At 71.8% G+C, this 19,323-nt stretch carries 20 protein-coding genes and 1 pseudogene; 11 read left to right on the plus strand and 10 right to left on the minus strand.

What is annotated here, in order from left to right; all coding sequences use genetic code 11:
• The first annotated feature begins 635 nt into the window (after positions 1–635).
• The 3 genes from QJS33_RS24360 (at position 636) to QJS33_RS24370 (ending at position 3,493) form a co-directional block, all read left to right on the plus strand.
• Positions 636–1,676 (plus strand): chaplin, encoded by a 1,041-nt coding sequence (locus tag QJS33_RS24360; RefSeq protein WP_306370398.1) that lies wholly within the window; start codon positions 636–638, stop codon positions 1,674–1,676.
• 109 nt (positions 1,677–1,785) lie between these two features.
• Positions 1,786–2,613, plus strand: coding sequence for an SURF1 family protein (locus QJS33_RS24365; RefSeq protein ID WP_306370399.1), 828 nt, complete (start codon positions 1,786–1,788; stop codon positions 2,611–2,613).
• Between the two features lie 49 nt (positions 2,614–2,662).
• Positions 2,663–3,493, plus strand: a complete 831-nt coding sequence (locus QJS33_RS24370) for a class I SAM-dependent methyltransferase (protein ID WP_306370400.1) — start codon at positions 2,663–2,665, stop codon at positions 3,491–3,493.
• On the opposite strand, the gene QJS33_RS24375 is transcribed toward QJS33_RS24370, so the two are convergent.
• Positions 3,490–4,053 carry an RNA 2'-phosphotransferase gene (locus tag QJS33_RS24375; RefSeq protein ID WP_306370416.1) on the minus strand — a complete coding sequence of 188 codons (564 nt, stop codon included), beginning with the start codon at positions 4,051–4,053 and terminating at the stop codon, positions 3,490–3,492. The genes QJS33_RS24370 and QJS33_RS24375 overlap by 4 nt on opposite strands.
• 134 nt (positions 4,054–4,187) lie before the next feature.
• Between QJS33_RS24375 and QJS33_RS24380 the strand changes: the two genes are divergently transcribed.
• A complete protein-coding gene (locus tag QJS33_RS24380) occupies positions 4,188–5,006 on the plus strand; it encodes a TIGR02452 family protein (RefSeq protein WP_306370401.1) in 819 nt (272 codons plus the stop codon).
• Positions 5,007–5,019: 13 nt separating this feature from the next.
• Here the strand turns inward: QJS33_RS24380 and QJS33_RS24385 are convergent, their stop codons facing one another.
• Positions 5,020–5,670, minus strand: a complete 651-nt coding sequence (locus QJS33_RS24385; RefSeq protein ID WP_306370402.1) for a MerR family transcriptional regulator — start codon at positions 5,668–5,670, stop codon at positions 5,020–5,022.
• A 99-nt stretch (positions 5,671–5,769) separates the two neighbouring features.
• Here QJS33_RS24385 and QJS33_RS24390 point away from each other — a divergent pair, with 99 nt between their 5' ends.
• From QJS33_RS24390 to QJS33_RS24410, 5 genes are all read left to right on the plus strand, one after another.
• Positions 5,770–6,726, plus strand: coding sequence for a hypothetical protein (locus tag QJS33_RS24390; RefSeq protein WP_306370403.1), 957 nt, complete (start codon positions 5,770–5,772; stop codon positions 6,724–6,726).
• A 26-nt stretch (positions 6,727–6,752) separates the two neighbouring features.
• On the plus strand, positions 6,753–7,004 hold the full coding sequence (locus tag QJS33_RS24395; protein ID WP_306370404.1) for a Smr/MutS family protein: 252 nt from the start codon (positions 6,753–6,755) through the stop codon (positions 7,002–7,004).
• Between the two features lie 74 nt (positions 7,005–7,078).
• Positions 7,079–7,408, plus strand: coding sequence for a hypothetical protein (locus QJS33_RS24400; protein WP_306370405.1), 330 nt, complete (start codon positions 7,079–7,081; stop codon positions 7,406–7,408).
• The gene (locus QJS33_RS24405; RefSeq protein WP_306370406.1) at positions 7,405–7,890 is read left to right on the plus strand and encodes a hypothetical protein; all 486 of its coding nucleotides are present in this window, start codon (positions 7,405–7,407) and stop codon (positions 7,888–7,890) included. The genes QJS33_RS24400 and QJS33_RS24405 overlap by 4 nt, the downstream gene beginning before the upstream one ends.
• Positions 7,891–8,228: 338 nt before the next feature.
• Positions 8,229–9,023, plus strand: a complete 795-nt coding sequence (locus QJS33_RS24410; protein ID WP_306370407.1) for a VOC family protein — start codon at positions 8,229–8,231, stop codon at positions 9,021–9,023.
• A gap of 74 nt (positions 9,024–9,097) precedes the next feature.
• Here the strand turns inward: QJS33_RS24410 and QJS33_RS24415 are convergent, their stop codons facing one another.
• From QJS33_RS24415 to QJS33_RS24430, 4 genes are all read right to left on the minus strand, one after another.
• Positions 9,098–10,669, minus strand: a complete 1,572-nt coding sequence (locus QJS33_RS24415) for a long-chain-fatty-acid--CoA ligase (protein ID WP_306370408.1) — start codon at positions 10,667–10,669, stop codon at positions 9,098–9,100.
• 31 nt (positions 10,670–10,700) lie between these two features.
• The gene (locus QJS33_RS24420) at positions 10,701–11,573 is read right to left on the minus strand and encodes an amidohydrolase family protein (protein ID WP_306370409.1); all 873 of its coding nucleotides are present in this window, start codon (positions 11,571–11,573) and stop codon (positions 10,701–10,703) included.
• A gap of 63 nt (positions 11,574–11,636) precedes the next feature.
• Complete coding sequence (locus QJS33_RS24425) at positions 11,637–12,476, minus strand: EamA family transporter (RefSeq protein ID WP_306370410.1); 840 nt, start codon at positions 12,474–12,476, stop codon at positions 11,637–11,639.
• A gap of 338 nt (positions 12,477–12,814) precedes the next feature.
• Positions 12,815–13,300 (minus strand): Lrp/AsnC family transcriptional regulator, encoded by a 486-nt coding sequence (locus QJS33_RS24430; RefSeq protein WP_306370411.1) that lies wholly within the window; start codon positions 13,298–13,300, stop codon positions 12,815–12,817.
• A gap of 192 nt (positions 13,301–13,492) precedes the next feature.
• On the opposite strand from QJS33_RS24430, the gene QJS33_RS24435 reads away from it, so the two are divergent.
• Together QJS33_RS24435 and QJS33_RS24440 are read left to right on the plus strand one after the other, a co-directional pair.
• Positions 13,493–14,818, plus strand: a complete 1,326-nt coding sequence (locus tag QJS33_RS24435; RefSeq protein WP_306370412.1) for a CynX/NimT family MFS transporter — start codon at positions 13,493–13,495, stop codon at positions 14,816–14,818.
• Between the two features lie 598 nt (positions 14,819–15,416).
• Positions 15,417–16,784, plus strand: coding sequence for an MFS transporter (locus QJS33_RS24440; RefSeq protein ID WP_372339710.1), 1,368 nt, complete (start codon positions 15,417–15,419; stop codon positions 16,782–16,784).
• A 24-nt stretch (positions 16,785–16,808) separates the two neighbouring features.
• On the opposite strand, the gene QJS33_RS24445 is transcribed toward QJS33_RS24440, so the two are convergent.
• The 4 genes and pseudogenes from QJS33_RS24445 to QJS33_RS24460 form a co-directional block, all read right to left on the minus strand.
• The gene (locus QJS33_RS24445; RefSeq protein ID WP_306370413.1) at positions 16,809–17,549 is read right to left on the minus strand and encodes an anti-sigma factor; all 741 of its coding nucleotides are present in this window, start codon (positions 17,547–17,549) and stop codon (positions 16,809–16,811) included.
• Entirely contained in the window at positions 17,546–18,163 is a 618-nt protein-coding gene (locus QJS33_RS24450) for a sigma-70 family RNA polymerase sigma factor (RefSeq protein ID WP_306370414.1), read from the minus strand. Before QJS33_RS24450 ends, QJS33_RS24445 begins: the two co-directional genes overlap by 4 nt.
• A 102-nt stretch (positions 18,164–18,265) precedes the next feature.
• Positions 18,266–18,904 carry a fasciclin domain-containing protein gene (locus QJS33_RS24455; RefSeq protein ID WP_306370415.1) on the minus strand — a complete coding sequence of 213 codons (639 nt, stop codon included), beginning with the start codon at positions 18,902–18,904 and terminating at the stop codon, positions 18,266–18,268.
• 72 nt (positions 18,905–18,976) lie between these two features.
• Positions 18,977–19,323 (minus strand): annotated as a pseudogene (locus QJS33_RS24460) (molybdopterin-binding oxidoreductase); the annotation flags it as partial.

Here is a 19,323-nt window from a genome sequence, read left to right on the forward strand (position 1 = left end):
GGGTGTTTTGTCATGCTTTGCGGTGTCTTGTGTTGCATTTGCCTGGTGGGGCTGGAGGGTTCGTCGTGAAGGTGTGACCGTGTGGGCGGAAGGTGGCCCGGGTCGGGGTCGCCGTTTTCCGGCTTTTCTCTCAAAAGGGATATCAATCCCATTTATCGGAATTCACCGCGCACGGGTTGAGGCTCTCGTGACTAACCCACGAAGTTGCTTAGTAGCTTGGCCGAACGGGTTCACGGAAAACTTTTTTCTGCTGAAAAATCACGGAGGGTGTTCGTATTTTCTCTCTGCGTCCACACCCATAGTGCCCTGATCAGCATTGATTCCATGCAGTGTCAATATGATCACTATTAGTGTCGAAACCGGAGATGGGCATTTCAGGAAAGTGCTTGTGTTTCTTCTCGGGCTTGCTAACGTTTCGGTCCGTCGCCGGTTCGAGAAGAACGCAACCGCGACATCGCCGCGGGCCGCCCCGCCGTTCCACCGCTTTCGTACCGGTGACGGGCCCGCACCGCCGACCGGCGGGACCGTGCGCCACCCGGGCGCCCCGCGCACCCCGCGGACCGGTTCCGCCCCCACGGCTCAACGCCATGACCGGCGTGCATCCCCAGGTTTCCTGCGTCGAAAGGCCGCACCAGATGCGCAACACACTCCGTTACTCCTTCGCCACCGCCGTCGCCGCAGGCCTCGCCTTCGTTCCGGCCACCACGGCCTTCGCGGACACCACCACCAGCGGTTCCGGCGGCGTCGGCTCCGGCAACCAGGTCGTCGTGCCCGTCGACATCGAGGCCGGGCTGTGCGGCAACTCGCTCGCCGTCCTGGGCATCTCCGCGGCCAAGTGCACCCAGGTCTCCGAGGTCCTCTACGAGGCCAGCGGCCAGGGCGGCGACACCACCACCGACGGCTCCGGCGGGGTCGCCTCCGGCAACCAGATCATCATCCCGGTCGACGCCGCCGTGGACGCCTGCGGCAACGCCGTCTCCGTCGGCGGGGTCTCCAAGGCGGAGTGCGTCGAGGTCGTCGACGTCCTGGAGGAGGAGTCCGGCAACGGCACCTACTCCACCGACGGCTCCGGCGGGGTCGCCTCCGGCAACCAGATCATCATCCCGGTCGACGCCGCCATCAACATCTGCGGCAACTCGGTGGCGATCCTGGGCGGCGCCAGCTCCAAGTGCACCACCATCATCAACATCATCCAGGCCGCCCCCGAGAACGAGGGCTCCCCCGAGGCGTCCACCGACGGCTCCGGCGGGGTGGGCTCGGGCAACCAGGTCGTCGTCCCGGTCGACGCCGCCGTCGACATCTGCGGCAACGCCGTGGGCGTGCTCGGCCTGGCCGAGGCCTCCTGCCTGGAGGTCATCTCCGAAGAGCCCGCGCCCGAGGAGCCCGAGGAGCCGGGCGAGGAGACCCCCGAGGAGCCCGGCGGCCCGGAGGAGCCGGGCGGGGAGACCCCGGAGGAGCCCGAGGAGTCCGAGGAGCCCCGCGAGGAGGACAAGCACGAGGAGGAGCCCCCGGCCGACGACAGGCCCGCCCCCGGCCAGCAGGCGGGCGGTGAGCTTCCCCTCACCGGTGGCGCCCTGACCGGCCTGGTCGCGGCGGGTATCGCCGCCATCGGCGCCGGCGGCGCGGGCCTGTACTTCGCCCGCAAGCGCAAGGCCGCCACCGCCGACGCGGAGTAGCGGGAACAGGGGCGGCGGATACGGGCCCGGCCGGACGTGACGGTCCGGCCGGGCCCGGTGCGGGCGGGGCGGTGCGGGATGCCCGGAACCGTCTCATACCCTCGAAGACGTGCGCAGAGTCCTGTTCTCCCAACGCATGCTGGCGTTCCACGCGCTGGTCCTGGTCATCGTGCCCGGCTTCATCTGGCTGGGCTTTTGGCAGTTGGACCGCTGGGAACAGCGCAGCGCCTCCGTCGAACTCCAGCAGGGCAACCTGGTCGCCGACCCCGTCCCGGTCGCCGAACTCACCGAGGTCGGCGGCGACGTGGACCCCGGTGACCGGTGGCGTTCCGTCGAGGCCTCCGGCACCTGGGACACCGAGCACGAGATCCTGTTGCGCAACCGCGACGGTTCCGGCGGTGTCGGCTTCCACGTGCTGACCCCGCTGGTCACCGAGGAGGGCCCGGCGCTGCTGGTCAACCGGGGCTGGATCCAGCGCGGGGAGACCGCCCTGGACACCCCGGAGATCCCGCCCGCCCCCTCCGGCACCGTCGAGGTGACCGGGCGCCTGCACTTCTCCGAGACCGAGGAGAACACGGGGCTGCGCAACCGCGACGACCTGCCCGAGGGGCAGCTGCTCGTGGTGGACGTCCCGGCGATCGCCGAGGAGCTGCCCTACCCGGTCTACGGCGGGTACGCCGACCTGACCGCGCAGGACCCGGTGCCCGACCCCGCCCCCGAACGCGTCGAGGTGCGCGAGCTGGACTCCGGCATGAGCCTGTCCTACGCCGTCCAGTGGTGGGTGTTCACGCTCGTCGCCATCGGCGGATGGATCTTCCTGATGCGCCGGGAGCTGAGCGAGGCCCGCGAAGCCGAGGCGGCGGGGGACCCGGACGACCGGGGCGCCGTGCCCGTCGCCGCGCCCGCCGGGGACCACCCGCGAGAGGACGTCGGCTGACGCCGGCCGGCGGTCACCGACCAGTGCTCGCCGACGACAGGGGGGACACGTGCAGGAACACGACGACTACCCGGTGCCCGGACGTGTGGAGCGCCGCCCCGTCGACGCCGACGAGAGCGCTCGCGCCGGGCGCTTCTGGTGGGACGGGGCCGCCGACGCCTACCAGGCCGACCACGGCGGGTTCCTCGGCGACGCCGACTTCGTCTGGTGCCCGGAGGGACTGACCGAGGCCGCGGCCGGATTCCTGGGCGATCTCGACGACCTGCGCGGGCACCGCGTCCTGGAGGTCGGCGGGGGAGCCGGGCAGTGCGGCCGGTGGCTGCGCGCCCAGGGGGTCGGCGAGGTCGTCTCCTTCGACCTGTCGTTCCGCCAGCTCCAGCACTCCCGGCGCATCGACGAGCAGCTGGGGCTGCGCCTGCCCGTGGTGCAGGCCGACGCCCAGCGGCTGCCGTTCGCCGACGCCGCCTTCGACACCGTGTTCTCCTCGTTCGGGGCGTTCCCCTTCGTGCCCTCGGCCGACGACGCCCTGGCGGAGGCGGCCCGGGTGCTGCGCCCCGGCGGGCGGCTGGTGTTCTCGGTGACGCACCCGATCCGGTGGAGTTTCCCGGACGATCCCACGGAGCACGGGTTCACGATCCGGCAGTCGTACTTCGACCGCCGCGCCTACGTGGAGGAGGACGACCACGGCAACGCGATCTACGTGGAGCACCACCACACGGTCGGCGACTGGGTGCGCGGGATCGCGCGGGCCGGGCTGGTGCTGGGCGATCTGGTGGAACCCGAATGGCCCCGGGGGCACGACCGGGTGTGGGGCGGCTGGGGGCCGGTGCGCGGGCGGATGATCCCGGGGACCGCGATCTTCAGCGCCGACAAGCCCTAGCCGGGGCCCGTCCCCGGGGTTCCGGACAGGTACTCCGGCGGCACCGCCGCGACCAGCCACACCCCGTTGCCCGTCACCCGGAACCCGTGGCCGTCCCGGTGCATGCGCCCGGCGGCGACGGCGAGCACCACCGGCCCGCCCCGCCGCGCGCCCACCCGGGTCGCGGTCTCGGTGTCCGGCGACAGGTGCACGTCGTGCCGGTTCATCGGGCGCAGGCCCTCGACGGTGATCGCGGGCAGGAAGCGGCCGACCGTCCCGTGGTAGAGGACCTCCGGCGGCACCGCCGGGGCCAGCCCCAGGTCCACGGCCACCGAGTGGCCCTGGCGGGCGCGGATACGGGTGCGGTCGGCGCTGAACTCGAACCGCTTCTTGTCGTTGCCGGCCACCACCTCGTCCAGCTCCGCCCGGGAGAGCCGCACGTTCGCCCGGCCCAGCCCCGCGAGCAGGGCGGCCACGGAGGCCCACCCCTGGGGGTCCAGCCGCAGCCCGGCCCGGTCGGGATCGTGGCGCAGCACGCGCGCGATGTACTTGGAGGCGCGCACCAGTCTCTTGGGGGCCATCCCCTGCTGCCGTTCCGTGCTCATGACCGCATCCTGGCCGTGCGGGGCGCTCCGGTCCAGGGGTTTATCCGGTGGCCCCGGCGGTCCGGTGCGCATTAGCGTGTCCTGTTCACGGCCGAGGAAGGGGAGCGCCGGTGTCACAGCGGTTGCGGGGTATCTGGGCGGAGACGAAGCGGGCGTTCGAGGCGGAGCGGTACCGCGTCGGCGACCGGGAGGTGGACCTGTCGGCCGACCTGGCGGCGATGCGGGAGGGCACCCGCCATCACCTGCCGGAGGACATCGCGGTGTTGCCCGCGCCGACCGCGCGCCACGACACCCGGTTCGAGGTGACCGGCGAGAGCACGCTGGCCGCGCTGCTGCGCCTGGCCGGGGAGGGCGGGGTGGCGGCGCTCAACTTCGCCTCGGCGCGCAACCCGGGCGGCGGGGTGGCCAACGGTGCGCGTGCCCAGGAGGAGAGCCTGGCCAGGTCCACCGCGTTGTGGGCGTCGCTGATCCGGTGCCCGGAGTTCTACGACCACCACCGGGCGGAGCGGTCCCTGCTGTACAGCGACCGGGTGATCTGGTCGCCGCGGGTGCCGGTGCTGTGCGACGACCGGGGCGACCGGCTCGCGGAGCCGCCGGCGGTCGGGTTCCTCACCTGTGCCGCGCCCAACCGGCGGATGGTCGAGCGGAACGGGGTCGAGAGCACAGAGGCGATACCCGGGGTGCTGACCGCGCGGGCCGGAGGGGTTCTGGCCGTGGCCGCCCACCACGGGGTGGACGTGCTCGTCCTGGGCGCCTGGGGGTGCGGTGTGTTCGGCAACCGCCCGGACGAGGTCGCGGCGGCCTTCGCCGAGCACCTGCACGGGGGCTACGCGGGGGTGTTCGAGCGGGTGGTGTTCGCGATCCTGGACCGCGATAGCGCTGTGCACAGGGCGTTCGGCGACCGCTTCCCGGGGGCGGCCGGAGCCTGAGGCCGGGGCGGGTTCAGCCCTCTCGCGCCGCCCGGCGCCCGGCCTCGTCGAGGTTGCGCTCGGCTGATTCGTCGACCTGGGCCAGGCGGCGCAGGACCGCGAGCAGGGTGTCGCCGAGCACCGTCTTGATGACGGCCCCTTCCAGCACGTCCTCCGCCTCGGGCAGGCCGCTGATGCGGTCCAGGTCGACGCGGGCGATCTGCTCCGCCGACTCGGCGTAGCGGTCCAGGTCGGCTTCGGTGACCGGGTGGCCGGCCTCGCGGTGCCCGGCCAGGACCACGGCCAGGGCCTCCAGGGCGGGGTGGTCGGGGTAGAAGAACCAGTCGCGCCGGGTGACGAACGCGCGGGCGCGTTCGCGGTCCTCCTCCCGCGGCTCGATGTCGTCGCCGACCAGGGGCAGCCGGCGCATCACGAGGCCGAGCTTGGAGTGCAGGCCGACCCCGGGCTCGCCGACCTCGGCGAGGACCTCGCGGACGGTGGCGACGGACAGGCCGCCGACGGTGGTGAGCGCCCGCACCAGGCGTAGCCGGCTCAGGTGCTCGTTGCCGTAGCGGGCCTGGTTGCGGCCGGTGGCCTCGCCGCGGGGGAGCAGGCCCTCCCGCAGGTAGTACTTGATGGTCGGGATGGGGACTCCGGACCGTTCGCTGAGTTCGGCGATGCGCATGCCGACATCTTCTCCTGATCGCCCTTGCGCGGTTCATATGGATAGTGGATAGTGTTGGTATCCATAGTGGATAGCAACGGTATCTATAAGGAGTATCCCATGAACCCCCCGAAGACCGCTCTGCGCACCATCATCGACCTGCACCGGCCGCTCACCCTGACCGCCCTCCTGTGCGCGGCCGTGCTGCTGGTGTCCGTCCCCGGCATCCTCCTCGACGGCCGGACCATCGGCGGCGACCCCGCCTGGCTCAAACCCACCAAGTTCGCGATCTCCATCGCGGTCTACAACCTGACCTTCGCCTGGCTGCTGTCCCTGCTCACCAGGTGGCGCCGCACCGGATGGTGGCTGGGGACGGTCGTCGCCGCGATGGTCACCGGCGAACTGGTCGCCATCACCCTCCAGGCGGCCCGCGGCCGGTCCAGCCACTTCAACTACGCCACCGCGTTCGACGGCGCCGTCTACTCTCTGATGGCGTTCATGATCGTCACGGTCTGGGTCGCCACCTTCGCCATCGCCGCGATCCTGCTGGTCCAGCGCCTGGGCGAGCGGTCCGTCACCGTCGCCGTCCGTGCCTCCCTCGCGATCGCCCTCGCGGGAATGGCCGTGGCGTTCTTCATGACCTCGCCCACCGCCGAACAGATGGTCACCCTCCAGGAGGGCGGCCCGTCGGACGTGATCGGCGCGCACACCGTCGGGATGCCCGACGGCGGGCCCGGCCTGCCGCTGGTCGGCTGGAGCACGGTCGCCGGCGACCTGCGCGTCGCCCACTTCGTGGGCCTGCACGGCCTCCAGGTGATCATCCTGTTCGCGTTCGGGCTGATCGCCCTCGCCGACCGCTACCCGCGCCTGGCCGAGGACGCCCTGCGCACCCGGCTGGTCCTGGTCGCCTCCGGTTCCTACACGGGACTGCTCGCCCTGCTCACCTGGCAGGCCCTGCGCGGGCAGTCGGTGATCGCCCCGGACGCCCTCACCCTGGGGGTGGCCGCCGCGCTGGCCGCCGCCACGGCCGCGGGCACCTGGTGGGCGCTGCGCCGACGCGTGCGCGAACACGTATGATCCCGGGTGACCGGACGGAGGCGGCCATGCGGCTCAAGCTGGATCTGCACGACATCTTCGACAAGGGCCGTGACATCGACCGCGCCCTCGCGGACATCATGGACGAGGCCGAGCGCACGGGCGCCAAGACCGTGGAGATCATCCCGGGCAAGGGCTCGGGCCAGCTCAAGAAACGGGTGCTGCGCTTCCTCGACCGCAAGGACGTCAAGGCCCGCTACCACCGCGTCGAGAAGGACTCGAAGAACTTCGGCCGCCTATGGATCCATTTTCGTCACTGACGTCCTGTAGGCGCGTGGTTCCTGCCTGATGGCGCTTGCTGGACATGGTGTAATACGCGTATTACGCTTATGTCATGGCGAAGGTTCGCATCAGTATCAGCCTTGACCCGGAAGAGGCCGAGCGTGTCAGGACGCACGCGGATCGTGCGGGCATGGACGTCTCGTCCTACCTGGTCAACGCCGCGATCCGGCAGATGGCCGAGGTCGAGGCGGCCGAAGCGCAGTTCGCGGGTCTCGACGCGCTGATCGCGGACGCCGAAGGGCGTGCCGAGCACTACGGGCCCGTGGCCGAGACGGGCGAAGAATCCTTGAGCGAGGACGAGCGCCGTGAGGTGGCCGAGGCCATGAGCCTGGTCTACGGCGTCGGGGAGGCCCGCGGGTCTCACCGGGGAGAGGTGGCGTGAGCAGCCGCACCCCCGTCTACGACACAGGGATGCTCATCGCCCTGGCGGCGCGCAAGTCCAAGGCGGTACAGATGCACCGGGGGCTCACCCGGTCCCCGCACCGCCCCGTGGTCCCCGGTCCCGTCCTCGCCCAGGTGTGGCGTCCGGACCCGGCGACCGTTCACGCCATGGGCGCGGTTCTGAAGGAGTGCACGGTGCCCCAGGCCCGCTCGTCCGTACCCGCGTTGCGGCCGACGGGCGCGGGGCAGGCGGAATGCATCGTGTGCGCGACGGCTCCCGACATCACCGACTGGCGGCGCATCGGTGCGGTGCTGGGCGTGGCGGTGCTCCCCGCGAAGAAACGCCCGGACGCGGTGGACGCCCTGGTCGCCTGGACGGCCGTGAAGCACCGGAGCGCGGTGGTGTTCACCAGTGATCCCGGGGACATCACCGCGTATGTGGAGGCGATCGGCGCTGACGACGTGCACGTGGTGGCGGTATGAGTTCTCGGGCTCGGCCGTGCCGTTGACAGGAGTGCGGTCGTTGTAAGAGCTTCGGCCGCCTCTTCGTCCACTTCAGGCACTGAACTCCGGCTCCGGAGGCTTCCATGGCCGAAGCTCTGAGTCCGCGTTCCGACCGTTGGAGGCGGGCGCACCGAGGCGGACGCGGCGATGCGCCCGGTGCACGGCGACGCCCCAGGGGCCGGGTGGCCGTGAGGGCGCGGCTCGAAATCGTGTTCGGGTGATTGCGGTGAGTTGTGCGAGACTTTGCCGCCGCCATCCCCGGGGTTCCGGGAGGACGGTCCACACTCGGGAATGATGTGTCCACGAGGGGGGACCAGATGATCACGACCGACTTCCTGCCCGGGGCGCCCTGCTGGGTCGAGGTGTCCTCGCCCGACACCGACGCCTCGGCCGCCTTCTACCGGCGGGTCTTCGGTTGGAAGGCGATCGAGGACGATCCCGAGGCCGCCGGGTACCTGTGCTTCAAGCTCGACGAGGACAGCGTCGCCGGGCTCGGCCCCCTGCTGGGCGAGGGCGAGCACCCCGCGTGGACGGTCTTCTTCCACGACCCCGACGTGGACTCCACGGTCCCCGCCGCCGAACGCCTGGGCGGCACCGTCCTGTTCGAGCCGTTCGACGTCCTGCGGCTGGGCCGCACCGCCCAGTTCTTCGACCCCCAGGGCGCCCGGTTCGCGGTCTGGAACCCCATCGACTTCCCCGGCCTACAGCGCGCCGACACCCACGGGACCCTGTGCCGGGTGGAGCTGTGGACCCCCGACGGGGACGGCTCGGAGGAGTTCTACCGGGAGCTGTTCCATTGGCGCTACACCGACTCCCCCCGGTCGGCCGGGAACGGCCGCCACCGCACCATCACTCCCGCCGGGGCCGGTCGCGACCGCGACCAGGGCGACATCGTGGCCCTGCCCCCCGAGCGGGTGGACGACACCGAGGGCTCGGCCGAATGGAACCCGGTGTTCCAGGTGGCCGACGCCGACGAGGCCCTGGAGGCCGTCCGCGCCGGAGGCGGACAGGTCTACACGGGCCCCGAGGACACCCCCGGTGTGGGCCGCATCGCGGTCTGCGCCGACCCCTTCGGTGCCGGATTCATCCTGTCGGAGCCCTCCCAGGACTGAATCCCCGGGGTGTCCTCCGCCTCCGAAGAGCGGGGGCGGGGGGCCTGGTCCCCCGCTCCCCCCTCACCTCCCCCTCACTGGCGCGAGACCGCCGAGGCCCCGCCGCGCAGGACGAACTTCTGGATCTTGCCGGTGGCCGTCTTGGGCAGCGCTTCCACGAACTCCACGCTGGTCGGCGCCTTGAAGTGCGCCAGGTTGTCCCGGGCGAAGCCGATGATGTCCTGCTCGGTGGCCTGTGCCCCCTCGCGCAGCACCACCGCGGCGCGCGGCGACTCCCCCCACTTCTCGTGCGCGACGCCGAACACCGCCGCCTCCAGGACCGCCGGGTGGCGCAGCAGCACGCCCTCGACCTCGACGGAGGAGATGTTCTCCCCGCCGGAGATGATGACGTCCTTGAGCCGGTCCTGGATCTCCACGTACCCGTCCGGGTGCACCAGGGCGGCGTCGCCGCTGTGGAACCACCCGTCGCCCATGGCGCGTTCGGTGGCCTCGGGGTCGTTGTAGTACCCCTTCATCACCACGTTGCCGCGCACGGTGATCTCACCGACCGTCCTGCCGTCCCAGGGCACCTCGACGCCGTCGTCGCCGACCACCCGCAGCTCGCCGGAGGTGATCAGCTCGACCCCCTGCCGGGCCTTGACCGCGGCCCGTTCCCGCAGCGGCAGCCCGGCGTGCTCGGCGCGGGGCTCGCAGACGGTGATGAACGGCGCCGTCTCGGTCAGGCCGTACACGTGGGTGACGGTCCAGCCGAACCCGTCCTCCAGGCGCTCGATGGTGGCCGCCGCCGGGGAGGCGCCCGCCGTGAACACGTGGACCCCGGCCGGCACCTCGCCGCGCACGTCGTCGGGGGCGTTGGCGAGCATGATGAGCACGGTCGGAGCGGCGCACAGCCACCGCACGTCCTCGGCCCGGACCAGCTCGAACACCGTCGCCGGGTCCATCGCCGGCAGGCACACGTGCACCCCGGCCGCCGCCGTCACCGTCCAGGTGAACGTCCACCCGTTGGCGTGGAACATCGGCAGTGTCCACAGGTAGGACTCGCCGATGCCGATCCGCCCGTACAGCAGGGTGCCCACCGAGTTCATGTACGCGTTGCGGTGGGTGATCATCACACCCTTGGGCCGGGCGGTCGTTCCGGATGTGTAATTGATGGTCAGCAGCTGATGTTCGTCGATCTCGGGGCGCTCGAACGCGGCGGACGCCCCCGCGACCAGTTCCTCGTAGTCCTCCCACCCCTCCCGCGCGCCCTCCAGCGCGACGAACCGCTCCACCCCCGGCATCCGGTCGCGCACCGAGTCGACCGCGTCCAGCTGGTCGGCGTGTACGCACAGCACCTTCGCGCCGGAGTGCCCGACGATGTAGACGAAGTCCTCGGCGGTCAGCCGGAAGTTCACCGGCACCAGCACCGCCCCCAGCTGCGGCACCGCGTAGAACGACTCCAGCTGGGCGTGGGTGTTGGGCGCGATGTAGGCGACCCGGTCGCCCGGGCCCACTCCCATCCCCTGGAGGACCGACGACCACCGGTCGCAGCGGTCGAAGAGCTCCTCGTAGGTCAGCCGCAGTCCGCGGTCGACCACCGCGAGTCGGCCGGGGTGCAGCCTGCGGGTCCGGCGGGCGAACTCCAAAGGGGTGAGCGCGAGTTCCATGGCGGCCTTTCTCGGCGTCGTGCGGGCGCGGTCAGAGGTCGAACAGTCGGGCGGCGTTGTCGTGCAGGACGCCGCGCAGCCAGTCGTCGCCCAGGTCGAGGCCGACCAGGGCGTCGAGCTGTTCCAGGTAGGGGTAGGGGATGTTCGGGTAGTCCGTGCCGAGCAGGATGCGGTCGGCCAGGTCCTTGAGCCGGGGGTACCCGTCCGCGGGGAAGGGGGCCCGCCGCTCGGTGAACCGGGTGAACACCATGGTGGTGTCCAGGTGCACGCCGGGGTACCGCTCGGCCAGGTCGAGGAAGGCCGTGTACTCGGGAGACCCCGCGTGGGCGATGATCGCGGTCAGCCCGGGGTGGCGGCGCAGCACCTCCCCGAACGGCCCCGGCCCGGTGTGCTCGCCGGGCAGCGGTCCGGACCCGCAGTGCACCACGGCGGGGACCCCGGCGTCGGCGAGCGCGCCCCAGGCCTCGTCGAGCAGCGGGTCGCGCGGGTCGTAGCCGCCGACCTGCACGTGGGCCTTGAACACGCGGGCGCCCGCGGCGATGGCGGCGGGAACGTAGTCGCGCGCTTCGGGTTCGGGGTAGAGGGTGGCGCCGTGCAGGCAGTCGGGGTGGTCGGCGGCGAATCCGGCGGCCCAGTCGTTGAGCCAGGCGGCCATGCCGGGGCGGTGGGCGTAGAACAGCGCGGTGTACCGCCGCACGCCGAACTCCCGCAGCCGGGCGACCCGGGCCGCCTCGTCGTCCCGGTAGGTGATGGGCCAGTACCCGCCCAGGGCGTCGAAGTAGGCCCACACCTTGCGCAGGACGTTGTCGGGCATGAAATGGGTGTGCACGTCCACGAGCCCGGGCAGGCCCAGGTCCTGCCAGAGGCGGCGGACGGCGGTGGACTCCGTTGAGGCGTCGGTCACACGGACACGATACGAGGGGGCCCGGTCGCCGACCAGTCCGGGGGCCGGGCGACCGAATCCCGTTCAGGTCGCCAGGAGCAGAACCCCGGAGACGACGATCACGGAGGCGGCGACGCGCACCGCTCCGAACCGTTCCTTGAACAGCAGGCCGCCCAGCAGCGCGGCGAACACGATGCTGGTCTCGCGCAGCGCGGCGACCCCCGCGAGCGCACCGCTCAGCTGCGCCCACAGCACGATCCCGTAGGCGGCGGCGCTGATGGCGCCGCCCGCCAGCCCGACCTTCCACACCGGTTCGAGCCGGGCGAACAGCCTCCCCCGATGGATGAACACCGCGACCAGGAAGAACACCGGCCCCTGGAGCACCATGATCCACGTGATGTAGCCCAGCGGGTCCCGGGTGAACCGCACCCCGTAGGCGTCCACCACGGTGTACGCCGCGATGGCCAGGCCGGTGGCGAACGCGAAGAGCAGGGCCGCCGGCCGTGCCCGGGAGGGGCGCCCGCCGGCGAACACGAGGGTCATCAGCCCGGCCGAGACGGCCAGCACCCCCAGCAGGTGGGGCACGGACACGGTCTCGCCCAGCAGGGTCACCCCGACCAGTGCCACCACCCACGGGGCGGTGCCCCGGGCCAGCGGGTACACCTGCCCGAACTCGCCGCTCCGGTAGGAGGCCATCAGCAGGCCGAAGTAGACCAGGTGGGCGAGCACGGAGGCGGTCAGGAACGGCCAGGCCTCCCGGGGCGGCGGACCGACGACGAACAGCAGCGGCAGGGTGGGGACCATGCCGCCCAGGCCGATGAGCGCGAAGCCCAGGAGCCGGTCGGTGATGCCGTGGGCGATGGCGTTCCAGGCGGCGTGCAGCAGCGCCGCGAGGAGAACCGCGGCCACGGTCACAGGGGTCATGGGGTGTTTCGTCTCGGCGGTGGACAAGGCCGCCCACCCTACTCCCGGCCCCCTTTCACGTTTTCACGTTCGCGGCCGCCGGCGGTACGGGGCTCGGGCGCGGGAGAAGCCGAGGTCGACCAGCCGCCCCGGTCGTCCTGATGGACGCTTCGGCCCCTCTCGTCCCACCGGACCCTTGCCTGACGCGGCCGTGCGCCGGCGGTGCGGGCGCAGGTGCCGGGGAGGTCGAGGCCGGGTGGCCGCCCCGACCGTCTCGGAGCCCGCGCCGCCCCCGGCCCTCCTCCTCGCGTGAGGGCCGCCCGGGCTCCGGGCCCGGGCGGCCCTCGGGGGTGCGGGGGTCAGGCCCGGCGGCGGGCGCGGGCGTTGGTGGGCGAGATGCGGTCGTTGCGCAGGTGCTCGAACACGATCGACGCGCGCACGTCGGCCACCTCCGGGCGTTCGGTGAGCTTGTCGATGACGAACGCGTAGAGGCTGTTGTTGTCCGGCAACGCCACGTGGATGAGGAAGTCCTCGCTGCCGGAGGTCACGAACACCGACAGCGTGTCCGGCAGCGAGCGCACCCAGTCGCGGAACGCCTCGATGTTGTGCCGCGAGGGCTTGTCCACGCTCACGGTGATGAGCGCCTGCACCGGACGGCCGATGAGCTCCAGGTCCACGTCCAGGAGTGAGCCGCGGATCACACCCTTCTCGCGCAGTGCGCGGGTCCGGTCCAGGGTCGTCGTGGGCGATGCGCCCACCGCGGCGGCCACATCGCGGTTGGTCTTCCGTGCGTCCGACTGGAGTTCGGCCAGAATCGCCGTATCAAGTTCGTCGAGGTCAGCCATATACGCATCTTATCCGTATTAAGTACGGAAAGTTGTGTATACAGCCGAGTTATGCCTAACATTTAGGCGACAAGGTCGTATTTGGCTCGCCCGAGAAGTGATCCTTCGGAGGCAGGCGATGGCGCTCGCCGGTCGGCCTGGCTCTGGTGCAACGCCGCACCACCGCTGAACAAAGGGACGTCCGTCGCCGTTATGTCACCCTCGTCGATGACGGCCGTCGCCGACCGACCGTCGGTACGGCCCGCCCCGGTGCCCACCACAGCCCGCCGGGGCCGCATCCTCGCCCTCGTGGCCATCGCCTGCGCGGCGCTCAACCTGCGCCTGGTGGTCACCTCTCTGTCACCCCTGCTGACCACGATCTCCGCGGAGTTCGGGTTCACCGCCACCGTCATCGGTGTCTTCGGAACGCTGCCGCTGCTCGCCTTCGCCGTGTTCGGCCTGGTCACGCCGTTGATCATGCGGTGGATCGGCCCCGAGGCCACGGTCGTGCTCAGCATGCTTCTCACCGCCGCCGGGCAGGCGCTGCGCGCCTTCGCCCCCGACACCGGCGCCCTGCTGCTGCTCACCGCCGTGGCGCTCACCGGAGCCGCGCTGGGCAACGTCGTGCTGCCCCCGCTGATCAAGCAGTACTTCCCCGACCGGCTGGCCGCGCTGAGCACGGTCCAGATGGTCGCCATCCACATCGGCGCCCTGTTCCCGCCCCTGGTGGCGGTGCCCCTGGCCGAGGCCCTCGGCTGGCGGGTCGCGCTGGGCTCCTGGTCCGTCGTCGCCCTGGTCGCGGGCCTGCTGTGGGCCGCCCAGTGGATGTCCCCGGGCGCGCGCCGCACCGGTCGCACCGCCCGGTCCGACCAGGGCCCCGAACTCGCCCGCCCGCTGTACCGGGTGGGCATGGCCTGGCGGATGGCGCTGCTGTTCGGCCTGGTCACCTGGAACGTCTTCACCCTGTTCACCTGGCTGCCGGCACTGCTCACCGACGCCGGGCACACCTCCGCCTACGCCGGGACGATGGTGTCCCTCATGGTCGGGGTGAGCCTGCTGTTCGGCCTGGTCGCGCCGACGGTCACCGCCCGGGCCGCCGACACGTTCCCGATCGTCGCGCTGGGCGTGGCCGGGTACGCCGGTGGATACCTGGGCCTGGCCGTGGGCCCCGCCTGGCTGGCCCCGCTGTGGACGTGCTTCCTGGGCCTGGGTACGAGCCTGTTCGTGGTCGTCATGACCATGATCAACACCCGCGCCACCACGGCCCGGGGCTCGGCCGCGCTGTCGGGGTTCGTCCAGGGGGTGGGCAGCGGCGTCGCCCTGGGCGGTCCGCTGCTGTTCGGCCTGTTCTCGGAGCTGACCGGCGGGTGGACCCTGTCGTACCTGCTCGTCGCGGGAGGTTCGCTGGCCGGGGCGGCCGTGGTCGCCTATCTCGAACGCACCCCGTGGACGGTCGAGGCCGCCGCGGCCGGGCAGCGGCCCGCGGCGCGCGGGCGGCGCTCCGCCGACGGCCACCGGGCCGAGGAGCGGCAGGACTGACCGCGCCCGAGGCGAACGTTCCGGCACGACCACCGCGTGGGGTTCTCATCCGGGAACCCCACGCGGTTCTCTTTTCTCTTTTCTCCCATGTGAAGCACGTATTTCACGTGCATCTGCATTCTCACCGGGTTCTTTACGGCACGCCTGAACGGAGTTCCCGGACTCCGGTCAAGAGGAGTTCGGACTGATTTCCGGGGGATCCGTGGCCGGACGTGGCCATGGGAGGGAAACCCCACACCATGGGTGCGTCCGGGGTCGTCGCCGCCGCCCCCGAAACCTTTTCCGACCTGCGGACAGAAGGTTTTCGACACGAATCATCGATGTGCGTGATCCGGCTCGGGAAAGACGTTTAATGTTGGGAATGCAAGCATAATGGCGGCATGACAACCTCACCCCCCGGACAGCTCCCCGGGAGGCTCCCCTGACCCCGGAGACGGCGTGTGCCGATCGGCCCTTGGACGGCCCCGCACACGCCCATCGAGCAGAGCAGGCCGGCATCGCGTCATCCCCGGTACCGGAGGGACCCTCAGGGGAGTCGATCACCATGGCGGCGGACCAACTCCGTTTTCACCCGAGTTTCACCATTCGGCGCTCCTCCGTGCCCGGCACGGCCGACCGCCTTCCGTTCCCCGGTGCGGACGCCCCGCCACCCACCGGACCGGACACTCCGAACCCGGTCCCCGCGCCGGGCGGGCCCCGCCCGCCCGGCGCGCCGGACACCCCGCACCCGCTCGTCGCCGACCCGCCCCCGCTCATCCGCAACCGGGACTTCCAGGCCCTGTGGACCAGCCGGTTCTTCGCCGGACTGGGCAAGGAGAGCGGCGAGGTCGCCTACCCGCTGCTGTGCCTCATGATCGCCGGGTCCGCGGCCCACGCCGGGGTCATCGGTGCCGCCCAGGTGGTCACGGCCATGATCGCCGCCGTCGTCGGGGGCTCGCTCGCCGACCGATCCAACCGGCGCGTCGTCCTGCTCTGCTGCGACCTGGGGCGACTCGTCCTGCTGGGCGTGTTCGGGATCGTGCTGCTCAGCGGGAACACCACCTTCCCGGTCATCATCGCCGTCGCGGTGTGCTCCTCGGCGCTCATGGGCGTCTCCAACCCGGTGGCCATGGCCGCCATCAAGCAGCTGGTGCCCGCGCCGCAGGTGGCGGACGCCTCCGCCCAGAACCAGATCCGCTTCTTCAGCACCAGCGCCCTGGGCGCGCCCATCGCCGGGGTCCTGTTCAACCTCGGCCGGGCCTTCCCGTTCCTGGCCGAGGCGCTGACCTACCTGGTGTCGGCGGCGCTGGTGCTGTTCATCCGGCGCCCCATGCAGTCGTCCGGGTACCGCACCCGTGAGCCGTGGACCCTGCGCGGCATGGTGGGCGGGTTCGTGTTCCTGGCCCGGCACCCCATCCTGCGGCCGATGCTGATGTGGATCGTCGGCTTCAACGTCGCCTTCACCCACACCGGCGCGTTCCTGGCGCTCATCGCCACCGCCGAGAGCCAGGGTGCGAGCCACGTGCAGATCGGCCTCACCGTGTCACTGGCCGGTACCGGCGGCCTGGTCGGCGCACTGGTGGCCGGGCCGGTCGTCAAACTGGTGCGGCCCTCGGCGATGTTCCTGGCCGCCGCCTGGTCGGCGCCGGTGTGCGCGCTCGCGCTGGTGGTCGCGCCCAACGTGCTGTCGTTGGGTCTGATGGTCGGCTGTGTGTTCGCGATCGTGCCGTGCGTGAACGCCGTGTTCTACGGCTACATCGCGGCGTCGGTCACCGACGAGTACCAGGGCCGGGTGCTGGGCGCGGTCACGTTCATGTGCCTGGTGTCCCAACCGGTCGGCATCCTCGGCGTGGGCCTGGTGTTCGACACCGCCGGACCCACCTGGGTGTTCCTGTCGATGGCCGTGGTGTCGGGGCTGGCCGCGCTGTTCAGCCTCTCCCCGGTCATGCGGGACCTGCCGCGGCCCGAGGAGGTCACCGTCGCGTGAACACCTCCCCGGGCCACGGGCCCCTCAGCCCCGGATGGGCATCGCCATGATGGGTTCGGAGGTGGGCTGCTCGGAACCGCCGAGCGGTTCGACGGTCACCGCGACCCCCTCGGTGTCGGCGCCCCGGGGGGAGGCCGGGATCGGGGCGACCACCCCTCGCTCGTCCACCGGCAGCACCCCGGCCGAGTACACGGAGCCGTCGGCCCGCGTGAACCACAGCTGGTAGTCCTCGTCCTCCAGCGGTTCCAGGCCGTGGCCGCTGAACACCAGGCTGCCGTGGGCCTCGGAGTACACCGCCGCCACGAACACGCCCTCCATGGGCTCGGCGGCGGTGTACTCCGCGCCCGGGTCCGACAGCACCGCGGCCACCAGGCGCTCGTTCTGTTCCAGGTCCCGGATGCGCTGCGCCTGCTCGACGGCCACCGCGCCCAGTGCGACCGCCGCCACCAGGCAGGCGGCGATCACCCATGTCGACCCGCGCGTCCACCAGCGGCGGCCGGGCTCGGCCAGCCGGTCGGGCGGCGGGGCCAGCTGGCGGGTGCGCGCCACCTCGGCCAGCACCCGGGCGCGCAGCTCCGGCGGGGGCGGTGTCCGCGCCGACTCGCCCAGCAGCGCGGCCGTCTCGGTGAACCCGCGCACCTCCTGTACGCACGTGTCGCACCGGGCCAGGTGGTCCTCGAAGCGGACCGTCTCCTCCGGGGGCAGCGCGTTCAGGGCGTAGGCGCCCGACAGTGTGTGCGGGTCCTGCCGCAGTCTCCGGCTCACCACTCCACCCCCAGGCAATCGCGCAACCGGATCAGGCCGTCGCGCATCCGCGTCTTGATCGTGCCCAGCGGAGTGGACAGCAGTCTTGACACCTCACGGTAGGTGTAGCCGCCGTAGTAGGCCAGGCGCACGGATTGCCTCTGGAGCTCGGTGAGGGTGTCCAGACAGCGCCGTACGCGTTCGCGCTCCAGGCGGTCGGTGACCTCCTCGGCGACCTCGTCGTAGGGGCGGTCCACCTCGGCGGCGGCCGCCCGCGCCTCCCGGTCCGCGCCGACCTGCTCCGAGCGCACCCGGTCCACCGCGCGGCGGTGGGCGAGGGTCATCAGCCACGCCCGCGGGGTTCCGCGCCGCGGATCGTAGCGACAGGCGGTGCGCCACACCTCCACCATGACCTCCTGGGTGACCTCCTCGGACTGGGCCGGGTCGCGCAGCACCCGCCGGACCAGCCCGTACACCGACGGGGCGACCCGGTCGTACACCTCCCCGAACGCGGCCTCGTCGCCGCGCGCCACCCTCCCCAGGAGCTCGGCGAGGGTGTGTTCGGGCTCGGATACCGCCTTCGGTTCCGGTCCCGCGGCCCGGGGGCCGTGCGGGCGTGCCGCGTCGTGGTCCATCCGGTCCTCCCTGCCGTGATGGCGGGCCGCGGCGCACACCGCGGCCCCGATGCACCCGGACGACCCGGCCTGTGCTCGCGGGCCGTCCGGGACTCGTGTCGACTACTCCGGCATCAGCACGGTGTCGACGATGTACACGGTGGCGTTCGCGGTCTGGACGTTGCCGCAGACCACCTTCGAGTCACCGTTGACGGTGAAGTCCTCACCGGCGCCCTCAGCGGTGACGTCCCCGCCCTGGAGCGAGGTGAACGTCCCGTCCTCCAGCGCGTCCGGGGCCTGGCGGCCCTCCACGACGTGGTAGGTCAGCACCTCGGTGAGCTGCTCCTTGTCGGCGAGCAGGGCCTCCAGGTCCTCCTCCGGGACCTTCGCGAAGGCGTCGTCGGTGGGCGCGAACACGGTGATGTCCTCCGCCGAGTTCAGCGTGTCCACCAGGTCGGCCTCGGTCACCGCCGTGACCAGGGTGGACAGCACCGGGTTGTTGGAGGCGGCGGTGGCCACCGGGTCCTGGGCCATGCCGTCGAAGCTGCCGGCACCGTCCTCGGGGACCGCGGCGCAGCCCGGGCCGAAGTTCTCGCCCGCCGTCGCCATCTCCTCCTCGCCGCCGTTGTCCATACCCTGGTCGGTGCTCTCCTCGGTGGCGGTGCCCTCGGCCGGGGTCTCCTCCTCGCCCATGCCTCCACAGGCGCTCAGGCCCAGGGCCAGAGCGGCGGCGGCACCGGCGAGCATGCTCTTGCGGATCATCTTCGTCTCCTTCGACTCTTCTTTTCGTGAAAACCGTGGGATCGGTGGTGAAGTCGTGCGTTGTGTCGGGCTTCAGGTCGCGGTGAACGCGATCCGGTGCCATCCGGTGGCTCCGCTCGGGATGGGTTCGGCGCGTTCGGAGGTCTGCACGGCACCGGTGGCGTCGGTGGCGCGGACCTCCACGTCGTGGCGTCCGGGTTCGACGGAGACCTCGGTGACCCACTGCACCCAGGTGTCGATGCCCGGGGCCTTCGCCAGTTCGGCGGCGATCCAGGGACCGCCGTCGACGCGGACCTCGACGGCGTCCACCCCCCGGTGCTGGGCCCAGGCCACTCCGGCCAGGACGACCTCCCCGGCCCCGACCCGGGCCAGTGGTGCGGGGACGTCGATGCGCGACATGGTGTGTATGGGGGCTCTGA

This window comes from Nocardiopsis sp. CC223A (assembly GCF_030766825.1).
In the GTDB taxonomy this organism is placed as follows: domain Bacteria; phylum Actinomycetota; class Actinomycetes; order Streptosporangiales; family Streptosporangiaceae; genus Nocardiopsis.

Coding starts and splice junctions, on each gene's coding strand:
- QJS33_RS24360 (WP_306370398.1), top strand. CDS start 636: ATGCGCAACACACTCCGTTACTCCTTCGCCACCGCCGTCGCCGCAGGC.
- QJS33_RS24375 (WP_306370416.1), bottom strand. CDS start 4,053: ATGGCCCCCAAGAGACTGGTGCGCGCCTCCAAGTACATCGCGCGCGTG.
- QJS33_RS24385 (WP_306370402.1), bottom strand. CDS start 5,670: ATGCGCATCGCCGAACTCAGCGAACGGTCCGGAGTCCCCATCCCGACC.
- QJS33_RS24390 (WP_306370403.1), top strand. CDS start 5,770: ATGAACCCCCCGAAGACCGCTCTGCGCACCATCATCGACCTGCACCGG.
- QJS33_RS24395 (WP_306370404.1), top strand. CDS start 6,753: ATGCGGCTCAAGCTGGATCTGCACGACATCTTCGACAAGGGCCGTGAC.
- QJS33_RS24400 (WP_306370405.1), top strand. CDS start 7,079: ATGGCGAAGGTTCGCATCAGTATCAGCCTTGACCCGGAAGAGGCCGAG.
- QJS33_RS24410 (WP_306370407.1), top strand. CDS start 8,229: ATGATCACGACCGACTTCCTGCCCGGGGCGCCCTGCTGGGTCGAGGTG.
- QJS33_RS24415 (WP_306370408.1), bottom strand. CDS start 10,669: ATGGAACTCGCGCTCACCCCTTTGGAGTTCGCCCGCCGGACCCGCAGG.
- QJS33_RS24425 (WP_306370410.1), bottom strand. CDS start 12,476: ATGACCCCTGTGACCGTGGCCGCGGTTCTCCTCGCGGCGCTGCTGCAC.
- QJS33_RS24430 (WP_306370411.1), bottom strand. CDS start 13,300: ATGGCTGACCTCGACGAACTTGATACGGCGATTCTGGCCGAACTCCAG.
- QJS33_RS24435 (WP_306370412.1), top strand. CDS start 13,493: ATGTCACCCTCGTCGATGACGGCCGTCGCCGACCGACCGTCGGTACGG.
- QJS33_RS24450 (WP_306370414.1), bottom strand. CDS start 18,163: ATGGACCACGACGCGGCACGCCCGCACGGCCCCCGGGCCGCGGGACCG.
- QJS33_RS24455 (WP_306370415.1), bottom strand. CDS start 18,904: ATGATCCGCAAGAGCATGCTCGCCGGTGCCGCCGCCGCTCTGGCCCTG.